Source organism: Candidatus Hamiltonella defensa 5AT (Acyrthosiphon pisum) (assembly GCF_000021705.1).
In the GTDB taxonomy this organism is placed as follows: domain Bacteria; phylum Pseudomonadota; class Gammaproteobacteria; order Enterobacterales; family Enterobacteriaceae; genus Hamiltonella; species Hamiltonella defendens.
The window spans coordinates 1,035,991-1,054,403 of record NC_012751.1 but is presented as its reverse complement, the minus strand read 5'-3'; the positions used below and the strand labels follow the sequence as shown (position 1 = coordinate 1,054,403).

23 protein-coding genes and 4 pseudogenes are annotated in these 18,413 nt (G+C 41.1%); 17 read left to right on the top strand and 10 right to left on the bottom strand.

The window, feature by feature from the left end:
* Positions 1–111 precede the first annotated feature (111 nt).
* The 5 genes from HDEF_RS05190 to HDEF_RS13975 all read right to left on the bottom strand — a co-directional run bounded on the left by HDEF_RS05190 (position 112) and on the right by HDEF_RS13975 (position 3,895).
* Positions 112–408, bottom strand: a complete 297-nt coding sequence (locus HDEF_RS05190) for a type II toxin-antitoxin system RelB/DinJ family antitoxin (protein WP_015873591.1) — start codon at positions 406–408, stop codon at positions 112–114.
* 276 nt (positions 409–684) lie between these two features.
* Positions 685–1,380, bottom strand: a complete 696-nt coding sequence (locus HDEF_RS05185) for a helix-turn-helix transcriptional regulator (protein ID WP_044612308.1) — start codon at positions 1,378–1,380, stop codon at positions 685–687.
* A 376-nt stretch (positions 1,381–1,756) separates the two neighbouring features.
* On the bottom strand, positions 1,757–2,857 hold the full coding sequence (locus HDEF_RS05180) for a JmjC domain-containing protein (RefSeq protein ID WP_015873589.1): 1,101 nt from the start codon (positions 2,855–2,857) through the stop codon (positions 1,757–1,759).
* A gap of 384 nt (positions 2,858–3,241) precedes the next feature.
* Positions 3,242–3,754 (bottom strand): DNA-3-methyladenine glycosylase, encoded by a 513-nt coding sequence (locus HDEF_RS05175; RefSeq protein WP_015873588.1) that lies wholly within the window; start codon positions 3,752–3,754, stop codon positions 3,242–3,244.
* A gap of 3 nt (positions 3,755–3,757) precedes the next feature.
* Positions 3,758–3,895 (bottom strand): hypothetical protein, encoded by a 138-nt coding sequence (locus HDEF_RS13975; protein ID WP_487249501.1) that lies wholly within the window; start codon positions 3,893–3,895, stop codon positions 3,758–3,760.
* A 93-nt stretch (positions 3,896–3,988) separates the two neighbouring features.
* On the opposite strand from HDEF_RS13975, the gene HDEF_RS05170 reads away from it, so the two are divergent.
* Positions 3,989–4,285 (top strand): type II toxin-antitoxin system RelE/ParE family toxin, encoded by a 297-nt coding sequence (locus HDEF_RS05170; protein WP_015873587.1) that lies wholly within the window; start codon positions 3,989–3,991, stop codon positions 4,283–4,285.
* Positions 4,286–4,395: 110 nt separating this feature from the next.
* Here HDEF_RS05170 and HDEF_RS12485 read toward each other — a convergent pair whose 3' ends face one another.
* The 3 genes and pseudogenes from HDEF_RS12485 to HDEF_RS13775 all read right to left on the bottom strand — a co-directional run.
* Positions 4,396–4,545 carry a hypothetical protein gene (locus HDEF_RS12485; RefSeq protein ID WP_158533946.1) on the bottom strand — a complete coding sequence of 50 codons (150 nt, stop codon included), beginning with the start codon at positions 4,543–4,545 and terminating at the stop codon, positions 4,396–4,398.
* Positions 4,546–4,787: 242 nt separating this feature from the next.
* Positions 4,788–7,949 (bottom strand): type III secretion system effector protein, encoded by a 3,162-nt coding sequence (locus HDEF_RS13530; RefSeq protein ID WP_015873585.1) that lies wholly within the window; start codon positions 7,947–7,949, stop codon positions 4,788–4,790.
* A 623-nt stretch (positions 7,950–8,572) separates the two neighbouring features.
* Positions 8,573–8,865, bottom strand: a pseudogene (locus HDEF_RS13775) (IS481 family transposase); the annotation flags it as partial.
* A gap of 64 nt (positions 8,866–8,929) precedes the next feature.
* Here HDEF_RS13775 and HDEF_RS12480 point away from each other — a divergent pair.
* From HDEF_RS12480 to HDEF_RS05150, 4 genes are all read left to right on the top strand, one after another.
* Entirely contained in the window at positions 8,930–9,100 is a 171-nt protein-coding gene (locus HDEF_RS12480; protein ID WP_015873584.1) for a hypothetical protein, read from the top strand.
* A 105-nt stretch (positions 9,101–9,205) separates the two neighbouring features.
* Positions 9,206–9,493: a hypothetical protein gene (locus HDEF_RS05155; protein ID WP_044612306.1), complete on the top strand. Its 288-nt coding sequence runs from the start codon at positions 9,206–9,208 to the stop codon at positions 9,491–9,493.
* A 45-nt stretch (positions 9,494–9,538) separates the two neighbouring features.
* Positions 9,539–9,736, top strand: a complete 198-nt coding sequence (locus HDEF_RS12050) for a hypothetical protein (RefSeq protein WP_015873583.1) — start codon at positions 9,539–9,541, stop codon at positions 9,734–9,736.
* A 151-nt stretch (positions 9,737–9,887) separates the two neighbouring features.
* The gene (locus HDEF_RS05150) at positions 9,888–10,184 is read left to right on the top strand and encodes a DNA topoisomerase III (protein WP_015873582.1); all 297 of its coding nucleotides are present in this window, start codon (positions 9,888–9,890) and stop codon (positions 10,182–10,184) included.
* On the opposite strand, the pseudogene HDEF_RS11470 reads toward HDEF_RS05150, so the two are convergent.
* A pseudogene (locus tag HDEF_RS11470) lies at positions 10,177–11,256 on the bottom strand (IS3 family transposase). The gene HDEF_RS05150 and the pseudogene HDEF_RS11470 sit on opposite strands and share 8 nt — an antisense overlap.
* 123 nt (positions 11,257–11,379) lie before the next feature.
* Here HDEF_RS11470 and HDEF_RS11465 point away from each other — a divergent pair.
* The 7 genes and pseudogenes from HDEF_RS11465 to HDEF_RS05090 all read left to right on the top strand — a co-directional run bounded on the left by HDEF_RS11465 (position 11,380) and on the right by HDEF_RS05090 (position 15,291).
* Positions 11,380–11,517: a lysis system i-spanin subunit Rz gene (locus tag HDEF_RS11465; RefSeq protein ID WP_086935039.1), complete on the top strand. Its 138-nt coding sequence runs from the start codon at positions 11,380–11,382 to the stop codon at positions 11,515–11,517.
* An 11-nt stretch (positions 11,518–11,528) separates the two neighbouring features.
* Positions 11,529–11,888 (top strand): HNH endonuclease, encoded by a 360-nt coding sequence (locus HDEF_RS05130; protein WP_015873580.1) that lies wholly within the window; start codon positions 11,529–11,531, stop codon positions 11,886–11,888.
* Positions 11,889–12,205: 317 nt separating this feature from the next.
* Entirely contained in the window at positions 12,206–12,502 is a 297-nt protein-coding gene (locus tag HDEF_RS05125; protein WP_268802497.1) for a phage terminase small subunit P27 family, read from the top strand.
* Positions 12,503–12,763: 261 nt separating this feature from the next.
* Positions 12,764–13,847: pseudogene (locus HDEF_RS11190) on the top strand (IS3 family transposase).
* The gene (locus HDEF_RS12475) at positions 13,792–14,007 is read left to right on the top strand and encodes a hypothetical protein (protein WP_015873575.1); all 216 of its coding nucleotides are present in this window, start codon (positions 13,792–13,794) and stop codon (positions 14,005–14,007) included. The pseudogene HDEF_RS11190 and the gene HDEF_RS12475 overlap by 56 nt, the downstream one beginning before the upstream one ends.
* Before the next feature lie 254 nt (positions 14,008–14,261).
* A complete protein-coding gene (locus tag HDEF_RS05095) occupies positions 14,262–14,582 on the top strand; it encodes a hypothetical protein (RefSeq protein WP_015873573.1) in 321 nt (106 codons plus the stop codon).
* On the top strand, positions 14,545–15,291 hold the full coding sequence (locus tag HDEF_RS05090) for a YopT-type cysteine protease domain-containing protein (RefSeq protein ID WP_044612304.1): 747 nt from the start codon (positions 14,545–14,547) through the stop codon (positions 15,289–15,291). Before HDEF_RS05095 ends, HDEF_RS05090 begins: the two co-directional genes overlap by 38 nt.
* Positions 15,292–15,676: 385 nt before the next feature.
* On the opposite strand, the pseudogene HDEF_RS13155 reads toward HDEF_RS05090, so the two are convergent.
* Positions 15,677–15,811 (bottom strand): annotated as a pseudogene (locus HDEF_RS13155) (hypothetical protein); the annotation flags it as partial.
* Between the two features lie 19 nt (positions 15,812–15,830).
* Here HDEF_RS13155 and HDEF_RS13150 point away from each other — a divergent pair.
* The 5 genes from HDEF_RS13150 (at position 15,831) to HDEF_RS05075 (ending at position 18,288) form a co-directional block, all read left to right on the top strand.
* Positions 15,831–15,974, top strand: a complete 144-nt coding sequence (locus tag HDEF_RS13150; RefSeq protein ID WP_015873571.1) for an autotransporter outer membrane beta-barrel domain-containing protein — start codon at positions 15,831–15,833, stop codon at positions 15,972–15,974.
* Positions 15,975–16,185: 211 nt separating this feature from the next.
* Positions 16,186–16,479, top strand: a complete 294-nt coding sequence (locus HDEF_RS13145; protein ID WP_015873569.1) for a hypothetical protein — start codon at positions 16,186–16,188, stop codon at positions 16,477–16,479.
* Positions 16,476–16,715 (top strand): plasmid partition protein ParG, encoded by a 240-nt coding sequence (locus HDEF_RS05080; RefSeq protein ID WP_015873568.1) that lies wholly within the window; start codon positions 16,476–16,478, stop codon positions 16,713–16,715. Before HDEF_RS13145 ends, HDEF_RS05080 begins: the two co-directional genes overlap by 4 nt.
* Before the next feature lie 531 nt (positions 16,716–17,246).
* A complete protein-coding gene (locus HDEF_RS12470; protein WP_158530930.1) occupies positions 17,247–17,387 on the top strand; it encodes a hypothetical protein in 141 nt (46 codons plus the stop codon).
* 625 nt (positions 17,388–18,012) lie between these two features.
* Positions 18,013–18,288: a helix-turn-helix transcriptional regulator gene (locus HDEF_RS05075; protein WP_015873553.1), complete on the top strand. Its 276-nt coding sequence runs from the start codon at positions 18,013–18,015 to the stop codon at positions 18,286–18,288.
* Positions 18,289–18,413 lie beyond the last annotated feature (125 nt).

The following is an 18,413-nucleotide window of genomic DNA, read 5'->3' as shown; positions in this document are numbered from 1 at the left end:
AATTGCCCTTTGTCTATGATCTGTATCAGTTCAATTCCTGCTAACATACATTGTTAACCTTGAGCCGGTTCATGTCGTACTGGCGAGCCCGCGATAAGTGCTCCCGATCTTTCAGAAACGACTTTGTATAGTCTGCGTCTTGCGGCAGTAGAGCGCGCTTACTTGCTGCAGTTTTTTTTCGAGGTCATCGAACAGCTTAGTAGAGGTGCCAAAACCTGCACGGCGAGTCAGAGCAATCTGGTTGGCCTCCGCGATTGCGTCACGCGTTTCCACTTTCGTTACCTTGAGCGCGAACGGCATTTGCTTTTCGGCGACCACGCGCATTAAAAACACGCGCAGGGGATCTGAAACGGACAGGCCAATTTCGGCGAGCGTCTCGATGGCTTGAACCTTGATTTTTTCGTCCACGTAAAAACAAGGAGTGCCTTCCTCTCATATTTCACAGAGCGTGAGATTGAGCATATAGTTTAGTTTGACGATTTTGGAGATGATGGGGTAGGGCGCGATCATGTTAAACGCTATACAGGACTGTCAGATGAACAACTCGATACGCTAACCCAATAAATAAAACCTTGATTTTTTGTTAAAATACTCTATCTGGTTCAATGAGCTTTTGGTATTGGCCAATAGATTGATTGTGAGCAGCCCCTTGTATGAAAAAACCACAGAGACCCAATCCAGATTTTACCAAAAAAATTCTATTCCTTGTCTCAGGAATTTTTTTGGAACATAGTTATTAAGTGCATTTGTGTGACAGTATTCTATGAATCCAGCCAGTGAATTGACCTCCATTTTTTCATAAATTTTTTGCAATCTATTTTCGACAGTTCTATGGGAGAGAGATAACTTTGTCGCGATGTCTTTGGAGGACAGCTTCTGAAGAGCGTAAAATATGATATCAAGCTCTTTTTCTGTAAAAGTGTCTACAGGAGGATTAAGATTTATTATAGAGGGTTTTAGGTTATTGAAGAAATCACATAACGAAATAAAGCTGAATTTTTTTCCGTAAAAAATAGTGCCTAAACTCTCTCCATCGGGATTATAAATTGGGATTTTTGGAAAATACCAGGGTTCTAGAACTGAATCACGAGTAAAATATGAAGTACATATTATCTCTGCTGTCTGATGACTCGTTTCAGCTTTTCTATCTTGTGCTCGAATCTCTGGCGCCAGTTCTGCCCATGCACATGGAAATTCTTCATCTAGACGTCCTTCAAAATCGAAGCCTGCTGGAATGTTGTTCATATCGAGTCCAGCTTTATTCAAATAAACAAATCTTGACTGATTATCCTTTACCCCCCAAGGCATATTTGAATGCTCCATCATAGATATCATGACTTCACCTAAATAATCCACCGTTAACTTTGTTACTTCAGTCATATCATATTCCTTTTTCCAGTTGAGAACTGACACAATTTAAACTGTGTATCACGGAGCCATAAAAGCGATTGATAAACGTCAGTACTATATTTGAAAATAGAATTCAACCAGGTTCATTAACATTGCATTGGGTAATCCCACTGATCAATTCACTGACAGAGAATTCGATAAAAGTATTGCATTAAACATAGACAAGGTAAATACGTTGACTGGATTCATTCACCTAAATACCCCTATATCCCCCTTACTGGATGATATCCACAGTTCCAACAGTAGTGAAACCCACTGTTCATGAGTCAGGTAGACCTGGACATCTCTATGCAAAAAGGAAGTCAACTCCTTCAAAGACCAAGTAAGGGATAGCCTGATTTATGCACTAAAAATACCAATACCCTTTATTTATAAGCAAGGTTAACTGTGTCATAAAACCGGAGTTGTCTATCACTTGATACATCATGTGGCCCTCAATCGTTCTGTGTCGTGCGACAATATTCCACGCGGCGGCATAATCTGAGTCAAGCGACTCTCCGTTGACAAAATAGCGGTTGCCGATGTGTAACATACGTAGCCCCATTAACCGGTGCAATGGATGTCCCTGTTGCAATAAGGTCTGAACCTGTGAAGGGGCGTACACCTCTGCCTCCGGCGACTTCGGTAACTCATAGGCGGTTTGAGACATCTCCTGAACAAACCAGGTTTCAAGATGTTCTCTCTTCTGGACCAAGAATTGGCTCATCATGTCTTGGAGGGCGGTGATGTCTTGTGGCCGAATTTCAGTCGGGTCGTCACGCAGGAGTAAATCGGGCGAAGGAGCATACTCAATGCCTCGATGGCTTTCATCTGAAAGCGACTCAGTCCATTTCCTTATCATGCGCAGGCTGTTGTCTGTCCAAAAATGAAGGCAGTAACTCATGGCGGCTTCGGACGAAATGGCTTCATGGGCAGAGCCTTTGGGGATATACAGCATATCCCCGGAACTCAGCTCTTCATCCATCATTGCTTCAGAAAAGTCGTTCTGACCATCATCAACCGGCGATGACCCTCGATCTCCTACACGCCATCGGCTGCGTCCCATTCCTTGTATCACCAACACGTCAGACGGTTTAGTCTGAGGGCCAATCCCACCGCCGGGTACTGAAAAAACCACCGTCAGCGCTTCTTTGACCCAATCGGGGAAAACACGAAACAGAGCTAGGAATTCTTCAGCACCTCTGTGCCAATGGTTGATTGCTTCCACCCGTAGTGACCAGTTCCGTTGGCCCAATGACGCGTACCCCTTAAAGGGTTTATGGACTAATTGATATTTTCCATGATTCCTTTGAATGAGTTGGCTCTCAAGGGCTTTTTCTATGACCAGTTTTTCCAGCTCTTCAGGCGAAACCGGATTGATAAAATGAGAAATCGCTTTTTTTAAAAAGACAGGCCGCTTTTGCCAATGGTGTTGTAAAAAATCTTCCCAGTTGATGATGAGATGCATGTACTACAATCTCCCTTTTTTACTATCAAACTGAATAAAATCCCTTCCGGCTTTATTGAAGGAAGAGTATATCATTAAAAATGATGATATTAGAGAAGAAAATGATTGACTTTTCTTATTGTTAGCGTGCCAGAAAAACAGGAATGGCGTGATTAAGCAAAACCAGACATTTCAGAAGATCAAAAATCAGTCAATTTTAGAGTCGCGTTGACAACGTAAGAGAAGTGGGCGGAGGAGTTTCCTGCAAGGGAATATTTAGAATAACAGTTCAATTTCAATAGAGTTTTTTCTAAAATCGAGATGATGACTGAACATTGATTTTGAGGGATCTTGGACATGTTAGTATTTTTTTATCAGGCACTTTTATAAGTCTTGGTTATCATATTATATGCTTTTAAAACGCCACAATTTATCAGTGCCCACTTTTATTCCGATTCTTGGTGTTACAATATATTCAGGTTGAATAGTAGAGTTGTAAACACAAAAATCATGAGATTGGGTTAAATCAATCTGGTTATTATTTTTTGTGATATTTAATTTTTTGCAGAGTTTACCCGGCCCATCTAAAGAAATCACTGTGGGTTTATATAAGTCGATGCCTCGAATTAAAACCGCCGCCGGAAAACCTTCACGTTCGGTCACAATATTCAGGCAATGATACATGCCGTAAATAAGATAAACATACGAAAATCCGGCAGCACCAAACATGACGGCTGTTCGTGGCGTGTAGCCTCTCGCGGCATGACAGGCCGGATCATCCTGCCCAACATAGGCTTCCACTTCGTTGATAACCCCGAAATAGTCAGCCAACTTTAAAACCTTTCCCAGCAAATCCTTTGCTACACAAAGCGTATCACGCTCATAAAATGAGCGAGGTAGAATAGCATCACTCGACATCAATTAATCCATCAGCGCATTAATCTCAGCATCAGATAGCCCCGTCGACATTTTGACAATCGCCCGATCAACCCCGTTAGCTAGAAGCTGACGAGCTATAGTTCTGGCAGATTCTGCCTTACCTTTTTGGAAAGAAGCGATCAGTGATAAAACACCTGCTAGCTCGATGGACGATGTATTGAATCGTCTCGAAAATAAATATCAGGTGATGGCTGACAAAGCGGATGCAAAAAAGTGAATCGATTGGAAATTTCCAGCTATATTGAAGGTGATCTGGAGAATACCGCTGATTATATCAGCCAAAATAATCCCCGCCGCGCAGTGACCTTCATTCGGGAGCTCCGCAAAAAATTTTATGACATTCAATTTAACCCGTTGATTTATCAACTGCGTCCAGATATTGGAGAGGAAGCCCGCATGGCTTATGTCGGGCGGTATGCCATACTTTTCCGTGTTATGGGTAATATTGTTCGGATTGAACGCGGCGCTTATTGTGGTCGAAATTTAGTCGATATTTTATCTTGTGAATAAATCCCCCACTTTGAACAGCGACCATTAATCATGGCGAAGAAAACCTTGATATATTTCAGCCCACCGAGTCGTATCCGATTCAAGCCCCTGTTCTGAAAAGAACCCCTTCCCTATGAATTTTTTGGGGGCAGTATCAGCGCCAGATGTCGCCATCGATGTTGATACTGTGTGCGTTGTTCCTCACTCGCTTGCTGGAGCGCTTTTGCAAAGGCTTTGGGCTGCGAAGTGCCCCAATTGTTCTGAACAAAAAATCGGGTCACGGTTAACCCCGCAGTCACCGCTGGAAAGTGGACCTGCAACTGCTGACACTGGTTAACCCCCTGATTCGCGAGCCGCTGGAAAAAATACTGGAGAAACTTGTAAAAGGTTGATTCATTTCTCATATTCCTTGACGTTAAGATAAATAGTTCGAAATGTCAGATTAAATTCAACCTTTTACATCTGATGCGCCCTTTTTTCATGGTCAGGATGGTTTTTTACCGTTTTTGGCTCGCGTGTATTTTTAGAGAACGCCATTTTTATTACTGGATTTTTTCAACTCCGTTTCCCTTAGATTATTTTTCACCATGCGTGACTCTGCTGCTTTGTGTAAAAAATCTCGCCTTTCATGAGATACTCTGGACTCCTCGTTCTTTTCACGTTGATTCTCTGCATCTGCCCACCGTTTCTCCTGTTTTGCTTTTTCTCTGTGCCTTTCGCTTTCTTGATAAAGTTGTGCAAGATTTTTTTGAGCTTCAGGCCATTGTGGCTGTTTTTTCTCGATGCGTGATTTCTCTATGTCATTTTCGGAATTGAATGAGATATTTCCTTTGACACTTGCTTCGGAGAAACTATTAGGCAAGGCCTGAGGCTGATCTCCGTTAGGTATGGCTCCTGTAGTAATCAATATGTTTTTTTGAGGGCTTGTATAATTGAAATTATCAAAGGCTTTCCAAGGCCAGGCCGTCTTCATTTCTGAGCCATCGGCACCTTTAATATGTATTCCAATACCCGCATCGCTTTTATTAAGACTATAAAGTGTCGCCAGCTGAGGTCCAGTCGCAGAATTTTCAGGCTCAATAGAGGTTGTATTATGAGCAGAATACACAGTCTTTGTTTTTTCCGGTTTCACCGTCACTTCGAGCCTTGCAGTCCCATCTTTATCGTTTTTTTGATTAAAAATTTTCGTTTGATTAGAGATGTGTAAATCTACTTTAAGGTCAAGAATAATATTATCACCATCTCTTCTCTCTATTTGCTCAGCCCCAGGAAGAGAAGAAATTGTCTGAATCAACAACTCTTTATTTAGAGCTGAATCATTTTCGGCCACACTCTCTAAGTGACCTTGAGAAGTAGATGGCTCATTTAACGCCGATGCGGATTGATTTTTGCCAGAGCCATTTAATGCGCCGTTGTTTTCAGACGCACTTCGTGCACCTGAGAGGTTTGGACCTTCTAATGCGGGCTTTTTACCAGCGTCATTTAATTTTTTCGCCTCCTCTGCGCGCTTTTTAGAAGCCTGTTGCTCTAATGCCAGTTTATTTTCATTGTGAAGATTATACGCAAACATGTCTGATTCAAGTTTTCTGCTGAGAATACTCTTTTTTATTTCAGATTGTTGAGACTCTACTGTCTTTTTATATTGAGTCTCCCTGTCTTCTCGCTCTTTATTCTGTTTAAATTCTACTGCTTTTCTTTGATTTTCCTGAAAAAACGCAGAAAGGCTTCTGTCGGATGCAATCTGTCTTGCTGCTTGTTTTTGTTGCGTTTGTGCGTTATTGACTGCCTCAGACGTGCGTTGTGCCTCAAGTGCTTCTCCCAATGTTTCATCTTCTCTCTTAAGTGCTTCAAAATTTTCTATTACGTTTTTTACTGATTTTTTCAATGCATCCAGGGAATTGACTGTAGTCATTTCATCTTTTCCATTGGCTGCTAAAAATCCAGGGGGGGCACTATGCTGAACGGAGAACGCGGCAAAACTTTCCATGATGTTTTTTATGTGGTCTTTATTTAAAGATTTTTCCTTCTTTAAATCTTTTAAAAAATGATTTAAATCTGCACCCAATCGTTTGAATGACGGTGATTGAGCACTTTTAAGTATGCTGAACAGGGGTTGTAATCTTTTGGGACTTGATTCAGAGTCATTTTTCCCAGAAATCTTTGGTGGGGAATCGTAGTCTTTGCCATAAATATTTAGTAGTAAACGTGTTGGAGAAAATGTCTCTTTATCATGAGTCCAGACCGAATAATATTCATTGGGAAGCTTACCCTCTTGAGCGAGAGAGGCCGCGCTCAGGTAAGTGATTTTTAATGGAGATAAGTATGCATCTTTGAACATTCCCCCATTAAGAGAGTGTCCAGCAAAACAAACCGCTTCCTTGACCAGATTTGGGTGGGCAAAAAGACGTTTAGAGTCTTCCAGCCCACAAGTGTCTAATATTTCTTGGGTTATTTTAAAATATTCCTCCAAACGTTGAACCGCATTTTTATTTTTTAACCTCATTAACCAGGGTTCAAGCAGTGCTGCATCAGAGACATCAAACCTAGCGACGGGCTGATGAGGCTCTAAGGACTCTGCAGACAACTCTGTTCCTGCACTCGTTATGATTTTTTGAGGCTCGATACGCTGTTTTAACGTCGTGCTCTTGGTGAGGCGTTTTTGGTTATCGGTGTCTTCTCTGTGTTTTATCGCGTTTTCTGCTTTCTCTTTTTGGCTTTTTTCTTCTATGCTCACCCGTTGAGAGGGTTCATTGTCAGCAAGGGGTTTAAACGGATTATCATATCCCCTTTCTGATGAGGTTAAAGCCAACGCGGCATGTGCTGTGGCATTCGATATGGCCGCGGTGTTTTGAGTCGTGTTATTCGCTGTCTCTGCTTCGCTGCCGGCACCTGGGATTGTGTTTTGGGTATCTGAGGAGGAGTTTTGTTGGGCAGAAGTGCCAGAAATCGCTGTTCTGTTGTGCACATCTCTGCTGGTAAGTTCACGAAGCAGTGGATGTGATTGTTTATTTTCGAAAAACATAGTAAATGTATTATCGTCGTGTATGAGAGATGATTCATGAGCATAGGAGACTCTGCGTGGAATACCAATCTCTTCACGAAATTTGTTTTCTGAAAAAACTTCTTCCGAAAATGAACCTAATCCAACGGTTCTTGCTTCTTCAAGTAAAAATGGAGAGTAAGTTTCTACTTCTGGTTGAAAAACTGCAACCTTGAGACGTTCACCATTTAAATTGTGAAAAACATGAAGTAATTCATGAAAAACAATACAAGCATCTAATTCCGTTTGTTCGATTCCTTTTCCGATGGATTCTTCTTGCACAGAATTCAGATTGCAATGAAGATAGGAACCGGTTCCCCGAAAGTTTTCAGCATTTTCAGCACAGTGTGCTGTCACACCCAACTCAGTAGAATCAAGACGTATTATCAATTTTTCTGACTTGAGCCGAGATACTGATTCAATACAGTTTAACAACTCTTTGCCTGTTTCAGTCGACTCGATTTTATCGAGTGCTTTTTCAAGTCGCTGGTAAATGTTTTTATTAGTACCATCAAAAGAGAGTTGGTGGTTGTTTTTTATCCAGTTTACACTAGACTTTTTTACCAGAGATTGAATGTCCGTATCTGAATTTGAAGATGAGGAAAAACTTAATGGTGTTAAATTTAGTTTAAGAGCACGCCGCATTATTATATCCTTTTTTTTGAAAAAATTAGTTTAGAGTATTGATAAGAACTTGCGCAGGTTGCATTTAGCTGGACCGGATTTTGGCAAATTTTTAGGTGTATTAGATGCAGAGATAGATTCACAAAAGTTTAAATTTCCAGGGTTGGCTTCTAGAAAGGAGATACTATTGAATTGATGTGAATCAATATAAGATTGATCCGGTACAGATTTTTTATTAGCAAACATTTTTTATTTCACTGATATTTTTAAAAAAAATATTGATAAATTTAAGCCCCTAAGTATTTTTTATATTCAGCTTTTTAGAGGCATGATTTGTGTATTTTTGATTTAATTGTGGTTTTTTGTTGTGTAATTTTATCTACCTTAAGTAAAAATAAATATCAAAAATCGCTCACTTTTTTATCAAAAAAATACCTTAAGAAGAGGAGGGGATCATTTGTCTTTGGCAAAGACGGTAACATTGATGCGGCATGAGAAATCAGGTGTAAGATCCCGTATTTTGATGGTTATAGTTAATGGTGAATTTTCAGGGTACCTAGTCAACTGTTGACAAATAAATTCATGGGGCGTGAGGCCTTTGAGGGTTTTTAGAGGTTGAACAAGATGTAATCTAGAAAGAACTATTGAATATGCTGAGTGAGTTGTTCATGTGAATCGTAGTGATAACGTTTTTACCGTGGCTTTCTTAAGGGTTCTGTTCATGCGCTAGACTTGCCCGTTTGTCCAAGACGAATGGATGGGCGTTAATCGCGGTGTACAATGGTGTTTTGTCTGCATATGCGGTCAAAGATGTGTTCCACAGGAGTTATTGAGTTGCCCTACCATTGCAAAATTGGATGCCGTTATCCGTTAACACCGTATGAATCTGGTAGGGAACCGCCTCAATGAGGTTTCTCAGAAACTGAGCGGCGGTCATCTATTCTTAAAGCAGAGAATAGGAATTATGATACAGAAATAAATGGACAGATGGCAAAAAAATAATGCTAGAAACAAACTCGGTAAAAAAAAATAACAAGGGTATTCCTAAAAAAGTAACAGAATCCGCGTCCCAGACAAAAGCAGAAAAAGAAACAGAATTAGACAAAACAATATCAGGGCTGAATAAAACAGTAGAAAAAATAGAAAAAAAACCACAAGAAAAAAGCTATTAAACACAATGTCTGAACTTAAGAGGAGATATAAAAAAACTAAACAAATCAAAAATACCAGAAACAATAATAGAAGAAACACCAGAAGAACTAGCATCAGAAACTCATGTGAATGTCACTAATACATCTGAGACCCCTAACACTATAGCTAATCCAAATAAGCCTTTATTTAAAAAAAATGATAAAACACTCTTTTTGAAGCGTACTTTTAATTTCATTACTGCCCCATTTCGCTTTATATTTTCAGTGTTTTTCTGGACGGTAGAACTCATTCAAGCCTATTTTAGGCCTCAACGTAAGCTTAGGAACTTACAACTGAAAAACCTGGAATTGTTGGCTCCTCACGGTAAGACTTCTGCTTTTTATGGAGATAATCAATTTTGGTTTATAAGTTAAGGTTATGATTTTTCTATCAAGCTACAACTGCCCCCGACAATAAAGATGACTGATTTAAGTATGAAGGTATTTAAATTAACTATACCCGCTTCTATTTTTTTATTCTATCAATCTGCACCTAAAGTGGGCGTCGTACAAAAACAATATCGCTTAACAATAGCCCAGGGCGATCACCTCCGCGTGGCACTGAGCTCAGCCCATTACCACCTGAGCAGTGATATCAGAATCGATCTGTCGAATTAACGCCCCCCGCTCTACACTCTTCTTTCATTGAAATCAACCTGGAAGGACATCATGCTGAATCTCAATCCTGTTTTGGTGATGGTTTTTATCGTTTCAGGGGCGGTAATACCCTAAAATACATTGATTTTGACATCCCTTACAGGAAGAAAGCATGAACCTATATATAGCAGAAAAACCTTTTGTGGCGAATGATATTGCCAAAGCATTGGGGGGCTATTTCCAGAAAAAAAACGGCTATCTTGAGTCAGCCGATCACATCGTGACATGGTGCTACGGGCATCTACTGAAATCAATTGAGCTGGAAGCCTACCATCCGGCTTACGCACAGTGGAAAGCCGAGGATTTGCCGTTGCAGCTTTACCCGTTACGCTATGAGCCGATGGCCGGAAAGGAAGCGCATACCCAAACCGTCATCGATCTGATTCACCGGGCTGTAGTGGTCAAGTAAAACAGGCCAGTATCTTGTGTTTTTTCCAGTACAACCGCTGCGGTTCATTTGGCGTTCATCCCCCGTTGTATTGATGAGGCCGCGTTTGACTGTAGTAGCCAATGAGATCATCAACAAGATCCCGCCTAGCTTCTTGTTGAGTTGGATACCCTGCTTTGGGTACCCATTCTGTTTTGAGGCTTCTGAACAGGCGTTCGATAGGAGAGTTGTCCCAACAATGACCTTTACGGCTGAGACTTTGGGTCATACGATAGCGCCAGAGTGGCTGCCTGAACGTCAGGCTCGTGTCATGGCAACCTTGAGCTGAATGAAACCTGACGCCGTTGGGGCGTCCTCTTGATTCATAAGCCATCCACAATGCCTTGCAGGTGAATTCACTGTCTGGGGAAGAAGAGAGGGCCCATCCTGTCGGTTTACGTGCAAACAGGTCTATCAGTACGGCTAGACAGGTCCAACGATTCCCTGCCCAGAAGAGATAGGTCACATCTGATGAGGGGCAGCCACAGAAAACTGACGCGCTCACACGTCAGGAATAGCCTGATGTTCCTGTCTCGCCTTTTTATATTGATGAGTCGGTGGCTGATGGCTGACCGGTTCCAACTGACGCATGACTCTCGTTGCCCGATAGCGACTTGGCGGAATACCCCGTTCTGATACCATGGCAGACATCGTTCTTGCTCCTGACGTACCTGAGCTTGTCACTCTATCTGTTCAGGCTTGATTCTATTAACCCCCTTTACCCAATATTGATAACGGCTTCGATGTATCCCAAACACTTGACATCAGCGTGTCACTGCATGGCTCTTCTTAAGTTTCTCTACTCACGGGAAGTGTTCAGGAACTCTGACATTAAGAGAGATGAAGCCTTTTTTAACAGGCTGTTCTCTTCTTCTATTCGTCTCATTTTCTTTTCTCATTCGCGGCTCTTTTGCTGTTCTTGTGTCATAGGAGACCCCGAGGGGCTTTTCCCTTCTCATTCCCCTTTTCACTGATTCACCCAGGAACTCATGGCGCTTTTACTCACGCCCATGGCTTTTGCTCCTTCTATCCCCCTATATCCTTGTTTTGTCACTCATTGAGCCCCTTCTAGCTTAAATTCAGGGCTGTAGGGGAGTTTGTGTTTTTTGTTCATTGTTCCCCCTTTTTTGATAACGTGAGTTTATCACCTGGTTTTTGTCAGGTGGCCAAATTAACTATGCCACTACACCCCGCCCGACTTGCTGACCCCGCTCAACGGGATTATTTCCGCCTCCGAAACAGAATCGACATCGCCGCGCAGCAAATAAACGGCTTGCAGGATTATGTTCGGAAGGTCTGTTTGAATAAACCATAAAGGTTATTCCCATGCCGGCCCTCATCCCCCGAGCTTGCCGTAAGCCCGGTTGCCCTGATACCACGACCGAGCGTTCCGGCTATTGCACAACCCATCGTCACGAAGGCTGGCAACAGCATCAGCAGGGTCAAAGCCGACAGGCGCGGGGTTATGGGGCTCAGTGGCAACGGCTCAGAGCCCGTATCCTGGCCAGAGATAACTATTTGTGCCAGCCGTGCTGGCGGCAAGGTGTTATCCGAAGCGCCCAGGCCGTGGACCATATCCAGGCCAAAGCGTTTGGCGGCACCGATGAGGAGAGAAATCTGGAGGCCATTTGCCACGAATGTCATAAAGCAAAGACAGCACGTGAGCGATTTAACTATCAACGTTAAATATAATATGATGAAACGAAATAAAGAAAATGCAGGGCAAATCCAGAGCGAGCGCATCCAGACGATTTATGGCAATTTTATTTTTAACAAGCAGTTTATGCTTTAATGCTTTGATACCTATAAGTGGTCCGTAAATAGTAGCAAATTTTTTTTATGTTCACGAATCACTATCTCAAGAATAAGAGATATGAATAAGCCTTATCATCTTGATAGGTTGTAGTCCGATAAGGATAATTGTTTTTTGAATATCTACAAAACAATCTGAATAAACAGACATTATCTTCGTTAATTTTAAAAAATCAAATTAACTCAGTGATATCCTGACCCATCTGGACGGGATGGCCCTGGAACTGCTGATTGGTGCTTATGTGGAGTGGCGACAGCACAGAGACGGGATAGACAAAGAAGGTCATTTCTACAAAACCCAATCGCAGGACGGCAATGTCATGATCCGCCCTCATCCGCAGGTGGCCATGATGGCCGATGCCTGGAAGCGGTTAAGGTCCATGCTCACGGAATTCGGCATGACCCCTGCCAGTCGGTCTAAAGTCCCTAGTCCCGAACCCGGGTCACTCGACCCTTTCAGCAAATTTTTAAGCGCGCGGGAAGAGTAATGGCCACGGTCGCCGACAGCATTCGCTATGCCGGGCGTGTTGTGTCGGGTGAGATTCTGGCCGGGGACTATGTTCGACTGGCCTGTCAGCGCTTTCTCGATGACCTGCAAAACGGGGAAGAGAGGGGTGTAGTGGCATAGTTAATTTGGCCACCTGATAAAAACCAGGTGATAGACTTAAGTTATCAATACAGGTGTAAAAATGGATAAGAAACACAAACTCCCCTACAGCCCTGAATTTAAGCTAGAAGCGGCTCAATGACTGACAAAACAAGGATATAGGGGGATAAGAAGGAGCAAAAGCCATGGGCGTGAGTATCATCGCCCTCCGTGATGGGGTGAGGCGGTCAATGAGCGAAAAAAGAGGACAAACTATTTCCCAGGGTAAAACAATGACAGCAGACCAACAACGGATTCAAGAGCTGGAAGCCAAACTCCGCAAGGTTGAACGGGAGAAAGATATCCTCAAAAAGGCTTCATCTCTCTTAATGTCAGAGTTCCTGAACACTTCCCGTGAGTAGAGAAACTTAAGAAGAGCCATGCAGTGACACGCTGATGTCAAGTGTTTGGGATACATCGAAGCCGTTATCAATATTGGGTAAAGGGGGTTAATAGAATCAAGCCTGAACAGATAGAGTGACAAGCTCAGGTACGTCAGGAGCAAGAACGATGTCTGCCATGGTATCAGAACGGGGTATTCCGCCAAGTCGCTATCGGGCAACGAGAGTCATGCGTCAGTTGGAACCGGTCAGCCATCAGCCACCGACTCATCAATATAAAAAGGCGAGACAGGAACATCAGGCTATTCCTGACGTGTGAGCGCGTCAGTTTTCTGTGGCTGCCCCTCATCAGATGTGACCTATCTCTTCTGGGCAGGGAATCGTTGGACCTGTCTAGCCGTACTGATAGACCTGTTTGCACGTAAACCGACAGGATGGGCCCTCTCTTCTTCCCCAGACAGTGAATTCACCTGCAAGGCATTGTGGATGGCTTATGAATCAAGAGGACGCCCCAACGGCGTCAGGTTTCATTCAGCTCAAGGTTGCCATGACACGAGCCTGACGTTCAGGCAGCCACTCTGGCGCTATCGTATGACCCAAAGTCTCAGCCGTAAAGGTCATTGTTGGGACAACTCTCCTATCGAACGCCTGTTCAGAAGCCTCAAAACAGAATGGGTACCCAAAGCAGGGTATCCGACTCAACAAGAAGCCAGGCGGGATCTTGTTGATGATCTCATTGGCTACTACAGTCAAACGCGGCCTCATCAATACAACGGGGGATGAACGCCAAATGAACCGCAGCGGTTGTACTGGAAAAAACACAAGATACTGGCCTGTTTTACTTGACCACTACACCCACGAACATCGACCCCTTAATGGGCTTTCAACTACATTGTCAGGGCGGCCTGAGGATGATGCCTTTGTAGAATACCCCGCTTCGCCTGGAAAGCACCTTGATCCCAAGACGGGGGAAATACAGTGGCCAAAACCCCCAAGAGGAGAATGAATGGGCTGTTTTTATTTGTTTGGCCGCTGAAAATTATCCTATCTCTACACGCTCAAAACACGCCATCTTTTTTATTAGAAATAACACATCAAACAACCCCTACTCCAGCTTATTCAAACCTCCCCGCTCTATATATGACCCTTTTAAAAGCCATATTCAGGTTATCCCCTGATGTTTTTATGGATGAAATTTGTTTAATGTAAAAAATCATCAAGTTATTTTTTTTGACTTAACCAAAAAATGAAAAGAGAACTATGAATAATATAAATACTTTTACAAACTTTATATCGGGGATTGGTTTATTAACTTATAAATCAAGGGCCGAAAATAAAAAAAATACAAAAAATTTTGATCATTTTACTGGAATCGTCAATTCAAATTTTGGGATTAAAATTCGAGATTTAGATGAAAAAGAATTGAACGATGTAAAACGCTTTTATTTATTAGAGCGATATGGTGATAAATTTGAATTTGATGAACCAATTTTGCCTGGGTTAAATTGCAGTTCAGAAGTGCAAAAAGCATTGATGAGTAGATATGATACAGAAAAAAAAAATGACACCCAAAACAGCTAAAAAACTCAGAACTGAGGATAATTTAGCTCAAAACGAAATCGACGAAACTGTCAAAAAATATGGGGGTACAGTCGTTAAACACTATAATCAAAATACAGGAAAGCTTGCATCTATTATTAAGCTTTCTGATTCAACAGCATTAGGTATTTGTGCTGGTTATTCAACGAAACAGCTAATCGCCTTATCTGAAGGAAAAACAATAGATAGAGACATGCGAGTTGTTAATAAAAATGATAAAAAATCAAAGCTCAAAATTTCAGAAGTTAACAAAATTTGTCACTTGCAGGCCGAAGGCGACGAAATTTTTTTAAAAAACCCCGATTTCAAATTCGACGATCAAGTATTAGAAAAAAATAATTTTTCAATAATCGATTTTATTGATATTTCTAAAAAAGACGATGAAGAACGTCACGTTTTTGCTTTACGTGTAGCAGATTCTATTATCTCTAATAAAAATAAAAAAAATATTTATGAAAGAATTGCTTTAGAAACTAAAAATGCGGCTCACGACATATCTATTATGATTGAAAATCAAAAAAACAAAACAAAAGTTATTTTTTCTGACCCGAACCATAGATTGTTTACTTTTTATCATGAAGAAGACTTTAAAGCTTGGTTCATTTATTTTTGTTTAAATCATTATTGGTATTCAGCTTGTGATGATTTTAAAATAACAATACTAGATAAAAAAAATAACCTAGGGAGTTAAGGTGTAACAACTTAAATTTACCTCCTGATAAATAAAATTTAAAGTATTAACTTCTTTATGTTTTAAAAAATTCAATAACGGATAGATTATTTCAAATAAAAGTTTTATGTTATGTTTAATAAACCTCAGTGAGGGGGCCAGACTTTTAAATATCATTTACGTTTCTTAAATCCAGTTTTGGATAATTTATTTTATTAAATCATTTTTAAACTTTGAGATTTTTTAATTCAAAATATTTTATAAGTTTCAATTTAAAAAAACGTCAAACACCGTTTATTTATGTAAATCTGTCTTGAATTATCTGTAAATAAATTAATTTCTCTCCAAAATACGTTTTTGTATTTGCACTTACTTCCTTCGGCTACGTGTCGCGCGGTCTACTACGTCAATCATCAGGAAAACAGGGGCAATGCATCTGCGCCCGCACGTGGGGCGTCATGATGCGGGCGACTTCCTGCATGACCGGCATGACGACGCTATTTCCGAACTGACGGTAAGCCTGCGTATCACTGACAGGTATTGTTCTGGCGGCTGGGCATGTGTCATATCTTGCTCTCTGGGAATTTTTACGGACATTAATCCGTGCGCGTTTACATCTATGGGGCCATGTGGCGCAACAAATCGGGAAAAAAGAGTACGCCGACACCCGAGGTACCATCGGGGTCAAATATCATTTTCAATGACCGCCGTGCCCTCACTGCTTATATGATGACGGCGTCCGGCTGGAAGGAAGTTTAAGAAAGGAAAGTGACTGGAAAATGAAAGACTGAAAAAAGCACTGAATGTCCTGATTTTGAGCAAAATCACAGGTCATAATAAAAATCAAGTGATTGTAAAATCACACTTAAAATATCGCCTATAGTTATTATACCTGTTCAGCCCAGTCCATATGATGTGTGGGCTGCGCAGGAAGTCATTGCTCTTATCAATGAAGCTAAAATTTATAAAGAAAACATTAAATCCGTATTTGTTGTTAATCGCAAAATCGCAAATACGGCCATTGGGCGTGACGTGTGTGATGCGTTAGCGACCTATTCAACAGATGTTCTTCACTCAACTGTCACTCAAAGGGTTATTTTTGCTGAATCAGCGGCAGCTGGAAAAGCTGTTTTTGAATTAGAACCTCATAGTAGTGCTGCAAAGGAAATATCTGCTTTGGTCGATGAAATTTTGGAGTTGCCATCATGAGTAATAAAAAAATAATTTTTGGCGTTAAACCAGATAGACCTGATATTGATTCATGGGTTGAGACTCGAGCTATTGAAGAAACGAAAAAAGTGCCAGAAAAAATGAAAAGACTGACTATCGATATTCCTGAAAGTTTACATAAAGCGGTTAAATCCGCTTGTGCCTTGAGGGGGACAAAAATAGCAGATGAAGTTCGTGATTTACTTAACGATAAATATATAAAAAATGAGCTATAAAATTTTATTTTTTAATAAAGCAAGAAGAGCCCGCCGATTATTTAATTGGAAATGTATTCAAGAATACGATTTTTCGCTTTAATGCCCCTTAGATAACAGACTTTCGGCGATGATAATATGCCTGACATTAAATTTTTTCTAGATTTTATATGGTCAAAAAATCTATCATTATAAGAAAATAATTCACATTAAAAGTACAGTGCCTTTGAAAAATTATTCATAATGTTTTTGCCAATGAAGCCGATTTTTACAGGGAGCTTTATGGAGGATGGGTGTTGTCTCTTCAAAAAATTATCTGCGCGTCTGGCGTCGGCTTCCTGACGCTTTCATCCGCCTATTGATTACCATTTCCCCTCATTCGGTCAAAAAATCCCCTTCAAGAATGACCTCTGGTCATTAAAAATGAGTTTGAGTTCGTTTAAAAACACTTTGTCCACATTTAAATGCAAGTCGATTTTGATGATGGATGCATCCTAAAAGATAAATGCAAAATCACAGTGAATTTTTTTAAAAAGAAAAAAGAAATAAAACATGGAGAAAATTGTGGATAAGTTGACCTATGTTTTCTTTTTGATTGAAAAGGTAAAAACCCGTCTGGCAGCGAGCAAAAGCACGGCTCTGTGTGATATAACCTTTCAGGAGTTCGCTGACGCTCACGTCTCGGCGGCTTAACCACTGTGTTCCCCTGTCACTACCGAGTACCGCCTTCCAATGCCCTTTAGGGCATTCAGTCAAAAACACAAACACAAACACAAACACGAAGGGGGGTTGATATTAAAATTAAATGAATTATCAATGATTGATATGCCCTTCCTTTTGCCCCCTTCCATAAACCCATTGAAATAAAAAACCCCAGCCGTTATATTGAATACGTTGCCTATAAAAAGGGCAATCAGGTTTGATAGCCTGAGTATCCAAGCGGACATCCGCCGCTACATGCGGTTTTTTTACGTCCGTCGTAAACCAAAGTTACGTTCACATTATGGTGTGGCGTAATGAGGGAGCTAAAAGCTCGCTGGTTTCTATGAACGCCAGTCTTCGAACCTTGTTACGTCTTGCCACCCCGTTTGATCTCGGGGGCAAGGTTGAAAATTAACTATACGAAAGAGGCCGAAACTATGGCTACCATAAAACTCCGCTCTAAATTTATCGATACATATTGTATTATCTCCAGAAACTCCAATACCCCTTCAGGAAAAGTCCTATTTACACTCAACGAACGAAGAACATTTAACGTAATGTTCAAGGAAAATAGCCTTCTATGGATAGGCCGCAGGTCTGTTAGTGAGGGATTTCTATGAAAACTTTCAACCTAAAGCAAATCAAAAAATTCCGAAAGGTCTTTCCCGAGCTCACCACGTCAGAGCAACTTGAAACGGCGATGCTTTTTTCTTTGGGATTAACTAAAAAAGAAATTGCCGCGTTGCGGGAGGTCAGCTACAAGGCGGTAGAAGTCATGTTAGATCACATTAAAAAACGATGTCAGGTTCACTCTATCAACATGATGATGGCTCTATTTCAGGTGCGTTTGGTGTTCTTTGCATTGTCTGGATGTGCTGTAGAAAATCAATAATCTCTTTATTCACTCATTCGAGGTCATAAAAGTTCAGTTTTTACTATTTACTGGACTTTTATGACTGTTCCATACCCTAAAAAAACAACTGACCACTAGGGATTTTCCCGTCTGTATTGATCTCG

Bases quoted from the DNA above. Each gene is read 5' to 3' on its own strand.
- HDEF_RS05185 (WP_044612308.1), bottom strand. From the start codon at position 1,380: ATGACTGAAGTAACAAAGTTAACGGTGGATTATTTAGGTGAAGTCATG.
- HDEF_RS05180 (WP_015873589.1), bottom strand. From the start codon at position 2,857: ATGCATCTCATCATCAACTGGGAAGATTTTTTACAACACCATTGGCAA.
- HDEF_RS05175 (WP_015873588.1), bottom strand. From the start codon at position 3,754: ATGTCGAGTGATGCTATTCTACCTCGCTCATTTTATGAGCGTGATACG.
- HDEF_RS13530 (WP_015873585.1), bottom strand. From the start codon at position 7,949: ATGCGGCGTGCTCTTAAACTAAATTTAACACCATTAAGTTTTTCCTCA.
- HDEF_RS12480 (WP_015873584.1), top strand. From the start codon at position 8,930: ATGCTAGAAACAAACTCGGTAAAAAAAAATAACAAGGGTATTCCTAAA.
- HDEF_RS12050 (WP_015873583.1), top strand. From the start codon at position 9,539: ATGACTGATTTAAGTATGAAGGTATTTAAATTAACTATACCCGCTTCT.
- HDEF_RS05150 (WP_015873582.1), top strand. From the start codon at position 9,888: ATGAACCTATATATAGCAGAAAAACCTTTTGTGGCGAATGATATTGCC.
- HDEF_RS11465 (WP_086935039.1), top strand. From the start codon at position 11,380: ATGCCACTACACCCCGCCCGACTTGCTGACCCCGCTCAACGGGATTAT.
- HDEF_RS05130 (WP_015873580.1), top strand. From the start codon at position 11,529: ATGCCGGCCCTCATCCCCCGAGCTTGCCGTAAGCCCGGTTGCCCTGAT.
- HDEF_RS12475 (WP_015873575.1), top strand. From the start codon at position 13,792: ATGAACCGCAGCGGTTGTACTGGAAAAAACACAAGATACTGGCCTGTT.
- HDEF_RS05095 (WP_015873573.1), top strand. From the start codon at position 14,262: ATGAATAATATAAATACTTTTACAAACTTTATATCGGGGATTGGTTTA.
- HDEF_RS05090 (WP_044612304.1), top strand. From the start codon at position 14,545: ATGATACAGAAAAAAAAAATGACACCCAAAACAGCTAAAAAACTCAGA.
- HDEF_RS05080 (WP_015873568.1), top strand. From the start codon at position 16,476: ATGAGTAATAAAAAAATAATTTTTGGCGTTAAACCAGATAGACCTGAT.
- HDEF_RS12470 (WP_158530930.1), top strand. From the start codon at position 17,247: ATGGAGAAAATTGTGGATAAGTTGACCTATGTTTTCTTTTTGATTGAA.
- HDEF_RS05075 (WP_015873553.1), top strand. From the start codon at position 18,013: ATGAAAACTTTCAACCTAAAGCAAATCAAAAAATTCCGAAAGGTCTTT.